We start from the raw sequence: 11,589 nt of genomic DNA, 5'->3' as shown, positions 1-11,589 counted from the left end.
GAGTCATCCCCTTAAGCTTGTTGAAATTAACCTGAGAATTTCTCAGAATCGCGCTCGGTTTCTAAATGGCAGTCAACTTCAAAACGTCAATCATGATTTTTACGCCACAACAAAAAAGACCAAGGCATTTCGCCTTAGTCTTCATCATATTTAATTATTCGTCGGCAAACTGATCACAAATTTAGCCCCAGTTGGATGATTATCGATGACTTCCAGTTCACCGTGATTCAAATCGATCAAGCGCTTGGCAATGGCTAAGCCCAATCCGGTACCACCGATTTGTTTTTCGCGCGAAGCATCCACGCGATAGAACCGGTCGAACACTTTGGCCTTATCAACGTCTGCAACCCCTGGACCTAAGTCAGACACAGACAACAGCGCCCGATCATGCGTGCGCGAGACTTCAAGGGTAATTTGAGAGTCTTCCCCGTATTTTTCAGCATTGTTGAGTAATGCCACTACCACTTGTTCGATCGAATCACGATGCGCATAGGCCAACACTGTTTCTGTGCCGATCACTTGCAAGGGCTTATGGTCACCGATCGGATAGCTGGTGGCCACGCGTTGCGCAAGCTTCGTCAAATCAAACCAATCGCCTGCCAGATGCGCATGATCCATTCGTGACAAGCTCAATAATCGCTCGATCAACTCTTGCATCGCAAGGCTTGATGATTCGATAGTGGCTAAGGATTCTGGCACGATTTCAGGATGATCTTTGGCGTGCCGGCGGATCAAGCCCACATGCCCACGAATTGCCGCTAACGGTGTCCGCAACTCATGCGACGCATCGGAAACAAATTGATGGTCGCGGATCACTTGTTGATTCAAACTGGTCAACAAGCGGTTGAATTCGATGCCTAATGCTCGCACTTCTGCAGGGCCATCAGGTACTGGCAACGTTTCATGATAAGTCGCGTCTTTAGCTTCCACGATGGTTTCAGCCGCAGTGGTCAGATCTACCAGCGGTTGGTTGAGCCGTTTGGCAAAAATATGAATCAACCAAATGCCTAACAATAAGCCGATCATACTCATCACCACAATCACCAAAAGCGTCAGCTTGAATAATTCGATCATATTATTCAAACTCAACCACAATTCATAAGTGACTTTGGTTTTGCCATAATACTTGGTTTCAGCTAAGTGGTAATAGATCCCGTGCTTTTGTTGATACTGGACATGCGACCACAACGCCCAAGTATTCCAATCATCTTTCAAAAAGGCTTGCGTATGTTTGGTGTAGTAATAGCGCGTGGGTTTGGCATGCGGTCGTACGATCACACGCACAAAGCTGGTATGCATGTTGACATTCGCAGTATCACGCCAATAATCCCAGTCTGGTTTGTTGTCGGCGAAGCTTTTTTGCAAGGTCGTCATCAACTGTGACGCATCATCTTGTTTGTTGTGGATCAAATGCGCGCCGACCACGCTGATGGTGACCACCCCCACCGCCAGCATCAATACAGTGAGTAACCAGGCATAAGCGCGCGAAATCCGACTCGCGCTAGATTCGGTATTTTTAGGCATGGCACCAGTCCGCTGATAACACGTAACCGACACCGCGCACTGTGTGGATCAATGGCGTCGTATTCGGCAAGTCCAACTTGTTGCGCAAGTAGCGAATGTAAACATCCACAATATTGACTTGCCCATCGAAATCTTGGCCCCATACCGTGTCCAACAACTCATCGCGCGTCATGGGATTATCGGCATGTTGGATCAAAGCTAGCAACAACTCGTATTCACGCGGGGTCAACACTGCCACTTGATTGCCTCGCCGCACGGTACGGGCTTTAGTATCAAGCGTCAAATCCCCAACGGTATAAGTACTGTGCGGGGTATGGTTTTGCCGACGGACACAGACACGAACGCGCGCCAGCAATTCTTCGATATCAAAAGGCTTGGTGATGTAATCATCGGCCCCGTTATCTAACCCTGCCACCTTATCGCCGACATAATCGCGGGCCGTCATCATGATCACTGGCAAGTCGTCATTTTTGCGAATGCGCCGTAAGACTTCTAAGCCATCGAGTTTGGGCAACATCCAATCTAAAATCACCAAGTCGAGGCTTTGGCCGTGAGCTTGGTAATATTGCCAAGCACTCAAGCCGTCGTGCACCACATTGACATCATAGCCTTCAAATTTGAGTTCTGAGGATAAAAAGGTGGTCAAACTTTCTTCATCTTCCACTAATAACAATGACTGTGCCATGTGCTCCCCCTTTTCGCAAATTGCTATTGCAAGAATAACATATTCTTCAGGCGCACAATCTAACAGTGTTGTCACGTAAGCGGTGACGGCGGCAAACATTACTTTTGTTTAAGAAAAAAGCCTCAAACCACGGATGCGGTTTGAGGCTTTTCGATTACTTGATCATTTGATAATTGTCATCATAGAACTTGCCGTTGCGGATATCATCTGGCATCCCAGCATAAGGTTCCTTGGCGATCACTTGGTTGTTGTTTTGACCGGCATCACCGATGTAAGTGATGTGTGCAAATTCTGGCACGACCAGCTTTGGATAAGTTTCATACTTTTCGCGGGATTCGTGCATCAAGTCGATGTGTTCGTTTTGGTAAGTGACCGTGATTTCTGGATGTTCTTGGACCCACTTCGGGAAGAAGATCGTGCCGTTGAGCTTATGTTCATTCGGCACAAAATCCAGCGCCACGTCAGTCCCAGTCGGTTCCGTCCAAGCGACTTTGTACACGCCTGGGATCAACATCGCGATGTGCGCTTCTTGATCGGTGACCCAACGCCCGGCGACCATGCCGCCGTGGATGCGGTAGTCAACGGTGTGATCATTTTTAGCGTACCATTCATATTCCCAACCATTGTCGTAAGTATAAATGAAGTGCGTGCCTAAGAAATCATCTAAAGTTTCAAAATGCTTATCTAAGTGATTCAAGTTTGCCATGTGCGTTCCTCCTATGTGTCATTAATGACATGTTTTAATCAACGTGATTATGTTATACTCAACTTATCAAATCGTCAAGAGGAAAATTCATGGCACAACGTAATTTACTGCAATTCATTATTTTAGGCCTGCTTCATCAAACGCCGCTGACTGGCTATGAGCTGACCAAGGCCTTTGATTCAGACATCGGCGAATTCTGGTCAGCCCAACATTCACAGATCTATCCCCAACTGCAAAAACTCGAAACCGCTGGATCTTTGACCCACACCGAAGAAGTCACCGGCGAAAAGCTCGCGCGCAAACGCTATGCGATCACTGACACAGGGTTAGATACCTTAAACAACTGGCTCGCCGCACCAACGCCAGCGTCAACCAATGGCAAAGATGAGTTTGCATTAAAGCTTTACTTCATCCCCGATGCCAACGACGCCCGTTTGCGTCCGATGCTTGAAGCCCAACAAGTTGAACATACGGCCAAACGCACCCACTTAGAGCATCAGCTGGCGACCAAGTTTCCTGATGGGGCACCCACAGTTGGGCTCGGACATTATTTGATCCTCCAACATGCAGTGTCCCGGGAACACGAATACTGTGATTGGTTAGCAACGGCTTTGACCCATTGCCGTTAAAAAGAAATTGAGTGATCCACACGTCCAAAAAAGTTTTTCGGCCTCAACCTGACCCAAAGGCATTCACATCAACGTTGAACCCAGTTTTTCTGCTTTTTTATGAAAAACGTTTATAGCGTCTGGTCTTGTCACGGTTGCGTGATGGTAGTAAACTGAATGCGTTAATAAGGTGGAGAAGGCAACTTAGCGCACGTTGCCTCGGTCTCTTCGCAACGGGGGGAAGTGCCCCGCAAACCCAGTGAGACAGGTCCGCAGTGGCCCAGCTTAACTGTTGGTAACCATTGGATCTCTAGCATCTTGAAGTGCCGGCACTGAAGGGCTCTAAGGGGCTCATATGATTACACCGGGCCGAGTTCCTCATGGTGATATGGGAAGCAAGTCGACGTCTGTACACGAAAGGCAATGCAGAGCCTAGTAGTGGTCAAAGTGGTCTTGGGCCAATCCCCCAATGCTGCACAGAAACGTACTTGATACATTATGGTAGCTGCACTGACGTAATTGCATATTGATTTGGCGTAAACGCCAGAAGCCCACGAAATGGCAACTCATTTCGTGGGCTTTGTGTGCGTTGCGCTAGATTTGCCAACAAACGCTGGACGTTGACAAAAAATGAGACTCAGACGAATGACGTCTGAGCCTCATCGCTACGATTCAAATTAAATCATCGGCAAACATCCCTAAACCGACGGGATCATCGCGCCATTGGGCAAAAAACTGATGGTTTTGAGCGACCACTGCCTGGGCGCGATCGCGCAATTGTTGCAGTTGCACATCGTTGAACAATTGCGGCACCCGCAACACGATCAAATAATCGATCGGCTTTTTGAACAGCGTCCACATGATCGGCTTGCGCAAAGTCATCACCAACACTTCGGGTTTGACACAGTTGGGGTCAGTGGCATGGATCAAGGCTGTGCGGTCATTTAGTTGCAACGCATCACGCGCAGCACTGGCCAAAAGGCTGGAAATGGCTTGTTGAAAATCGAGGCCGCGATCTTGGTGTAAGAATACCGCAGCTTGTTGTAAAGCAGTGAGTTTGTCATAACGATTTAACTTTACGCGCGGATAAACTGGTGCATGATCGGCAATGAGCATTTTCGCGACCTCCTTGGTTTTGTTTACGGTTACACTGTAACGGCTGTAACGCGTTACAGGTCAAGGATAAATCACAAATTTGTTTAAAAAGTGGGCGAAAACCGCATTTTCCACGCAAAAACTAGGCTGAGACATAATTCTTGATTTCGGCAAAGTCGCGTTCCATAAAGCAACGCCCAGGCATACAAACGCCTCTACACCGCGATTAAAGAGCAAATCGTGATGCAGAGGCGCTTGTATTATGGGCTAAGACCGCTTTATGTCTCAGCCTCGTTCCTACAGTTTGATCATCAAGGTCACGATTTGATAAGGATGTAGCTCGATTTCAATATGACCGTCATGCAACAAGTTCTCGTTGGTATCCGCTGTTTCATTCAGCAACCCAGCATAAACCGCTCGAGCATCGAAGTTCAACTTCAATTTGATCGTCGCATTGCGACCGAGATATTCATGCAAGCGCACGATCGCATCATCGCCTGCTTCAGCCATTTTCACTGCATCTAAGGCGATCGCTTTTTGATCAAAGCTGATCAGTGGTTTGAACACGTCGCCTGCGACATCTTGGGCAATCGTCAATGGTTGGTTCAATGCTTCTGCGGCTTGTTCCACTTGTCCTTCAGCAAAGTTCCCAGCATGCGGCAACAAGCTGTATGTGAAGTGGTGTTCACCTTGATCGGCTTGGGTGTCTGGGTCGATTCCAGACGTCAACAGCGTCATCGACAGCTGTTGACCTTTGACGCGATAGCCATATTTCGCATTATTGAGCAAGGCGATGCCGTAATCTGGTTCAGAGAGATCTGCCCATTTATGCGCGACAGTTTCAAATTTGGCTTGATCCCAGCTAGTGTTGTCATTAGTTGGCCGCAACACATTCCCATATTGAATATCAAAGCGCGCATTGTCTGCCAGCACTTGGGTATTAAACGCTGTGCGCAACAGTTCTTCATGCTGATGCCAATCGATATCAGTGATAAAATCGATCCGCGGATCCTTGGCATACAAGCGCATCACTTGTTTCAACGACGACTGGCCGTAATGATAAGTCGTGGTCAAATCGACGTAATTGGCCGTGTTTGCCGTCAAGTCCAGTGCATCCGCTTGTAAAACTGTGGCTTTTTGCGGATAGTCAGCGTCGATATTCCAGTTATTGAAATCCAGTGGGCGATCTTCATAAACCGTCAACACGTTCCCGCCAGCTTCCGTGAACAATTCGCGCTCAAGCCGCAGATCATACAAGCTGGTCACATGGCCGTCTTCAGCGTAAGTCACACAATAAAATGGCGTTTCAATGGTGTGCTCACCAACTTGCGCTGTGGTTTCAGTGGTCGATTCTGGGGTTTGCGTCAAGCTGATGCTGCTCAAGGCTGGAACTTTCACCGGCTGCAATTCACCATCAACAGCCACCAACTCGCTCCGAGTCCATGGCAGATCATTTGAGATCAAGGTGTTGCCAGCTTTTGGTGTTAAGGTCAAGGTATCGAGTTTGGCATTTAATTCGGCGACCCCGTCAAATAATTGGCCAAATTCGACTTTCGCATCATCATAAACTTCATGGATCGCACTGCCTGGTAAAATATCATGGAACTGATTGCGCAGTAAAATCACCCATAACGCTTTGATGGCTTCTGATGGATATGGCACGCCTTGGGTGACGTGAGCCATGGTGTAGCGCATTTCCAAATCGCGCAAGGCGTATTCGGCTTGGCGATTAGCTTGCTTGACGCGGGCTTGTGAGGTGTAAGTGCCACGGTGATATTCCAAATATAACTCACCGCGCCAAGTCGCGAGTTGTTCAGGATGTTTGGCCACTTTTTGATTCAAGCGATCAAAATAATCATCGACCCGTCCCGGTACCACTGTTGGCACACCTGGCAGTTGATTTAAGATCTGGCGATTTTTGATCTGTTCGCGATTCGGACCGCCACCGCCATCCCCATAGCCGTAGCTGACTAAGATGTCATCATTGAGCCCTTTGTCGGCATACACATGATACGAGCCGAACACCGTTTGTGGGATCAACTCACCGTTATAGGTATAGCGCCATTCCGTGCGATCACCAAAGTCTGTTCCAGTTTCAACCGTGGTGATAAAATGCGTCAACACCTGCGTCCCGTCGATACCTTGCCACTTGAAGGTGTCATGCGGCATGCGGTTGGTATCATTCCAGGAGATCTTGGTGGTCATGAAATTATCCACGCCGAATTGATGCATGATCTGAGGCGTCGCGGCAGAATAGCCGAACACGTCAGGTAACCACAAGACGTTTTGTTTGGCGTTGAAATGTTCTTTGAAATACTGCCCGCCATATAAGAACTGCCGCGTCAGTGATTCGCCAGACGGAATGTTGGTATCCGGTTCAAGCCAAGTGCCACCGTTTGCTTCCCAGCGCCCTTCTTTGATCCGTTGTTGGATCTGGTCGAACAACTCAGGATAGTCTTCGGCTAAGAACGCATAATCTTGCGGCGTGCTTTGGAAAAAGACGTAATCCTGATACTCGTTCATCAGTTCCAACACCGTGGAAAATGAGCGCGCGATTTTCTCACGGGTATGTTTCAAGCGCCACAACCAAGCGACATCGATATGGGTGTGGCCAACTGCCGTGATCTGATATGCTTTCTTTTGGCCAGGGTGGTCGGCGATGAAGGCTTTGATCTGATTCAACACGTTAACGCAAACTGGGGTGATCGACTCGTCGTCTAATTGCGCCCAGTTGAACTGATCAAAACAACTCGTCATCAAATTCAAGTAAGCATAACGCAGGGGTTCGTCGACATCGAGTTGGCCGATCACACCCACGATGTTGCTGAGGTAATCGTAAGTTTCCACCACCGTTTGGTTGAGCACGCCAAAGCACAATGACTTCAAGGTGTAGTGTTGGATCTTTTGCGGGCCGCCACCTTCAAGGCCCGTCCACATTTTGATGTAGATATCGAGGGTTTGACCGCTGAAGTCCGCATTGAAATACGCATCTTCGTGATTGGAATCCACCGCTTGGCGCACTTGTCCGTTGACGAACATCAAGCCTTCATACTTGGAGTTGTTGCCATCACCGGTGCGTCCGAGATTCATGTGGATGACAAACGGATCATCTTGTAAAGTCGGCACTTTAACCGTGAAATGCAGCCAGTAATAGCGATCGCGTCCCGACCAATGTGCGCCGATCGCAATCGGATCCCACGTATCAAAGTCTGGGATGCGGCGTTTGTCTGAGCGCGTGTCTTCGGCGATGGTTAAATCTTGAACATCATGGAATGTTTGATAGTAGTAATCGTGCAAGTAGCCGAGTTGTTGGGCTGACTTACGCTTGAACTGACGCAATGGATCTGCCATTTTCTATCCCTCCAAAAGAAGGAGCCGTCGCCAGCTCCCACATTGATTTGATTTACTTGGTGGCCCCACCGAAACTGAAGCCTTTGGACATGTAACGTTGTGCGAAAGTGTACAACACGACCACTGGCAAGGTATATAAAACTGAGAACGCTGCCAATTGACCGTAATCAACTAAGCCGTTGTTGCCAAAGAATTGGAAAATCGTAACGGAAGCAGGCAGTTTTTCTGGTGACGTGATCAAAATGAACGGCACGAAGAAATTCCCCCATGACCCAGTAAAGGTGAAGATCCCGATTGTGAAGATCCCAGGTAACATTAAAGGCATGACGACTTTGCGAACGCCGCCCCAAACTGAGGCGCCATCGATCCAAGCCGCTTCTTCCAATTCACCTGGCACGGAATCCATGAAGTTCTTCATCATCCAGATCCCATAAGGCAAGCTAGTCGAGATCATGAAAATCGTGGTGGCGATCAAAGAGTTTTGTAACTTCATGTACAAAAACATTTGATAAACTGGCACGATCACCGCAGTCATTGGCAGTGAGGTCAAGAACAAGATACTCAACAAGAAAGGCTTTTTCCAAGGTAACGGATAACGAGACAGCGGATATGCTGCTAACACACTGACGATCACCACAAACACGGATTGGAAACCTGACACCAACAAGCCGATGCCAAAGGACTTCATTAAGGTTGGATCTGTTAAAATTGCCGAGAAGTTCTTTAAGGTTGGTTGTTTAGGAAGCTGAATGGCTTGAATCGCATGCGGGTCAACCGAGCTGAACAACATCCAGACCAACGGCAGTAAGAATAACAGAGCGATGATCGTCAAAATGATATATTGAAGCAGGCGCATAGCCTTATTTTCTCTCATCATGAGCGCATCCCCCTATAATTTCACTTTCAAGATCCGCATGTACAAGATACTTGCGATCGCACCAATCGCTAACAGAACTAACGAAATCGCAGTCCCATAGCCTAATTGATAACTAACGAAGGCTTGTTTGTACATGAACACTGGCAAGGTTGACGTCGAGTTCCCTGGACCGCCACCAGTCATGGTGTAGATCAAAGTGAACACGCCTAACGTTTGCAGTGTGACTAACATCATGTTGGTGGCAATCGTCCCACGCACCATTGGAATGGTAATATGGGTGACAACTTGCCAACGAGTGGCCCCATCCATGTAGGCTGCTTCTTCAACTTCTTGAGGAATATCATCCAAAGCGGTTTGGAAGACCATCATGGAAAAGGCAGTTCCACGCCAGATATTGGCGATTACGACAGCAGTCATTGGGAAGGTATATAGCCAAGCCACAGGTTTTGCACCAAGCAAGGTATGGGCGATCATATTCAAGGTCCCGTTATCGCCAAGGAAGGATACCCAGCAGAAACCAACAACGACTTCTGGTGTGACCCAAGCTGCGATAATGATCAAACCCACAATCCGGCGAAATGCCGTGTTTTTACCACGCATCATAAAGGCAATCAAGAATCCGAAGAAACATTGACCGATCACGGCAGATAACACCACGAAGATGATCGTATTCCAAATGGAACGGGCCAATTGCGGATCTTTAAACATGGTGACAAAATTTTGGAAACCGATAAAGTGCAAGGCAGAAGCACTTGCCCCGGTTAAGGACAGGTTCGTAAAGGAAAATAATACCGTCAACGCCATTGGGGTAATAAAGAAGATCAACAGCAAAATGAAACTTGGCATCATCAGCCAAACTGACATACGGCGCTTGGTGCGATCTTGGGCATTGACTTTAGCTTTTGGATGTTTGGACGGCGGTACTGGATTAGTGGCATCCATCACACTCACCTCTTTCATCATTTTCGATTTGAGCTCGTCTAGCTGGAAGAAAGCCAAAACCTCGGTTACGGCCTTTTTACAACTAGACGCAAACTCAAATCCATTTGCGTCTAGCGCAATGCGTTCACATTGCGATTTAAAAAAATGCGGTTAGGCGGTTGATCCGGACTAACCGCAAATTCGATTGGGTCAATTATTTCTGAGTTTCAGTGTTGCCGGCACCAACGATCCCTTTAACATCAGTGGCGTACTTAGCAGCCGCTTGTTGAGGCGTCTTTTGAGCAGTGGCAACATCTTCAACCATCTTTTGAATGGCAACGGAAACTTTTGGATATAAGTCATTCTTAGGACGGAAGTAAGCATTCTTCAAAGCAACAGAAGCTTCTTTGATGAAAGGCTTCTTCAAATATTCTGGATCTTTAGCCGCGTCATCACGAACCGTCAAAGTTCCTTCTTGAACCGCACGCTTAACAGCAAGTTTCTTGGTGTTCATGGCTTTCAACACAGTGATTGCAGCTTTGCGGTTCTTAGACTTAGCAGGAACAGCCCAAGTCCAGCCACCCGCCATGGTGACATATCCAGGCTTGGTGCCATTTTGAGTTGGCATCAAGTTGAACGCGAGTTTCTTAGTCATGTTGCTGATCGGAGCAACCCCGTCTTTGGTCCAGTTACCAGTATTCCAACTACCATCCAACGCCATCCCAACTTGACCTTTAGGGAATTTGTCTTGGAAAATCGTGGAGCCATAGTTTGAGTTCATCGCAATGGACAAACTTGGACCGGTCTTGTCTTTGTTATAAATGGAGTTGACGAAGTTCAAGCTGTCTAAGATCCCTTGAGAATTGATGTTCCACTTCTTGGAAGATTCGTTATACAGCGTTTCGCCAGTTCCATAAAGCAACATTTCAAACGTCTGCATCGCAACGGATTCACCATTCGTGGTGGAAACCCCCATTGCAAATGGAATTGAAGATGAATCAGCTTTCTTGATCTTCTTAGCAGCGCTTAAAATATCGTCCCAGTTCTTTGGTGCCCAAGTGCTTGAAAGACCAGCCTTTTTGGTAACGGATAAGTTGGTCCACAAGCCACGCGCATCAGTGGTGCCTGGGATCCCATATTGCTTACCATCTGAGCCTTGAGAGCCTTTCTTCAAAGCCGCAGTGAAGTTCTTCCAGTCAGACCAGTTCTTCACATAAGGTCCAAGGTCAGTTAAGTATCCGGCTTTTGCATCGGCAGGCAGAATAAATGTATCTTCATTAACAATATCAGGTGTGGTATCAGCGGACTTCATGGCTAAATCAAGTTTGGAGAAGTAATCCCCTTCAGTAGCAGAAATCGGCTGTAATTCAATTTTGATGTCTGGATGCTTCTTTTCAAAACTTGAGATCCAAGCTTTGGAATAAACGCGATACATACTATCGCCTTTACCTAACGACCGCCACGCGACCTTGACTGTCGTTGTCTTACTATCTTTAGTTGAACTCGACCCGCAGGCTGCTAATACCAAAGCAGCTAACGCAGTCGCCCCTACAGTTGCCCACTTGCGTAACTTCATTATGATTCCCTCCTAAGGAAACAATGCCTCCAACATTTTGGCTACGTCTTCAATATTTTGCCATCAACTCCTCAACTGAACTTGTAGGTGTTGCATAACACAATTCGAACATGCTCAATATACGGTGAAGTGAAAGCGCAATCAATTTTTGATTTCCGATATTTTCTACAAAATTTCGTGATTTTGCATGAAACGCAAATTGCAAGAACAAGTTAGCCACTCCGTGGCACGACACCGTGAGGCGAA

General features: G+C 47.4%; 10 protein-coding genes. 1 reads left to right on the top strand and 9 read right to left on the bottom strand.

Features of this window, described 5'->3' with window-relative positions; all coding sequences use genetic code 11:
* Positions 1–150: 150 nt before the first annotated feature.
* From FD01_RS11400 to FD01_RS11390, 3 genes are all read right to left on the bottom strand, one after another.
* On the bottom strand, positions 151–1,524 hold the full coding sequence (locus FD01_RS11400; RefSeq protein WP_054718344.1) for a sensor histidine kinase: 1,374 nt from the start codon (positions 1,522–1,524) through the stop codon (positions 151–153).
* On the bottom strand, positions 1,517–2,209 hold the full coding sequence (locus FD01_RS11395) for a response regulator transcription factor (protein ID WP_056964390.1): 693 nt from the start codon (positions 2,207–2,209) through the stop codon (positions 1,517–1,519). Before FD01_RS11395 ends, FD01_RS11400 begins: the two co-directional genes overlap by 8 nt.
* 154 nt (positions 2,210–2,363) lie before the next feature.
* A complete protein-coding gene (locus tag FD01_RS11390; RefSeq protein WP_054718341.1) occupies positions 2,364–2,915 on the bottom strand; it encodes a phenolic acid decarboxylase in 552 nt (183 codons plus the stop codon).
* Between the two features lie 89 nt (positions 2,916–3,004).
* On the opposite strand from FD01_RS11390, the gene FD01_RS11385 reads away from it, so the two are divergent.
* Complete coding sequence (locus tag FD01_RS11385; RefSeq protein WP_054718338.1) at positions 3,005–3,544, top strand: PadR family transcriptional regulator; 540 nt, start codon at positions 3,005–3,007, stop codon at positions 3,542–3,544.
* A 651-nt stretch (positions 3,545–4,195) separates the two neighbouring features.
* Here FD01_RS11385 and FD01_RS11380 read toward each other — a convergent pair.
* From FD01_RS11380 to FD01_RS16730, 6 genes are all read right to left on the bottom strand, one after another.
* Positions 4,196–4,639 carry a PTS sugar transporter subunit IIA gene (locus FD01_RS11380; protein WP_054718335.1) on the bottom strand — a complete coding sequence of 148 codons (444 nt, stop codon included), beginning with the start codon at positions 4,637–4,639 and terminating at the stop codon, positions 4,196–4,198.
* Between the two features lie 276 nt (positions 4,640–4,915).
* The gene (locus FD01_RS11375; protein ID WP_054718332.1) at positions 4,916–7,969 is read right to left on the bottom strand and encodes an alpha-mannosidase; all 3,054 of its coding nucleotides are present in this window, start codon (positions 7,967–7,969) and stop codon (positions 4,916–4,918) included.
* Positions 7,970–8,021: 52 nt separating this feature from the next.
* The gene (locus FD01_RS11370; protein WP_082611875.1) at positions 8,022–8,846 is read right to left on the bottom strand and encodes a carbohydrate ABC transporter permease; all 825 of its coding nucleotides are present in this window, start codon (positions 8,844–8,846) and stop codon (positions 8,022–8,024) included.
* Between the two features lie 12 nt (positions 8,847–8,858).
* On the bottom strand, positions 8,859–9,710 hold the full coding sequence (locus tag FD01_RS11365) for a carbohydrate ABC transporter permease (RefSeq protein ID WP_054718347.1): 852 nt from the start codon (positions 9,708–9,710) through the stop codon (positions 8,859–8,861).
* A 271-nt stretch (positions 9,711–9,981) separates the two neighbouring features.
* Complete coding sequence (locus FD01_RS11360) at positions 9,982–11,343, bottom strand: extracellular solute-binding protein (protein WP_152164613.1); 1,362 nt, start codon at positions 11,341–11,343, stop codon at positions 9,982–9,984.
* Between the two features lie 49 nt (positions 11,344–11,392).
* Positions 11,393–11,589, bottom strand: a 197-nt coding sequence (locus FD01_RS16730; RefSeq protein ID WP_235802963.1) for a hypothetical protein, incomplete at its 5' end; no start/stop codon positions are given.

This window comes from Lacticaseibacillus manihotivorans DSM 13343 = JCM 12514 (genome assembly GCF_001435035.1).
Taxonomy (GTDB): domain Bacteria; phylum Bacillota; class Bacilli; order Lactobacillales; family Lactobacillaceae; genus Lacticaseibacillus; species Lacticaseibacillus manihotivorans.
Note: the sequence above shows the minus strand (reverse complement) of the source record. Positions and strands in the feature narration are given on the sequence as shown.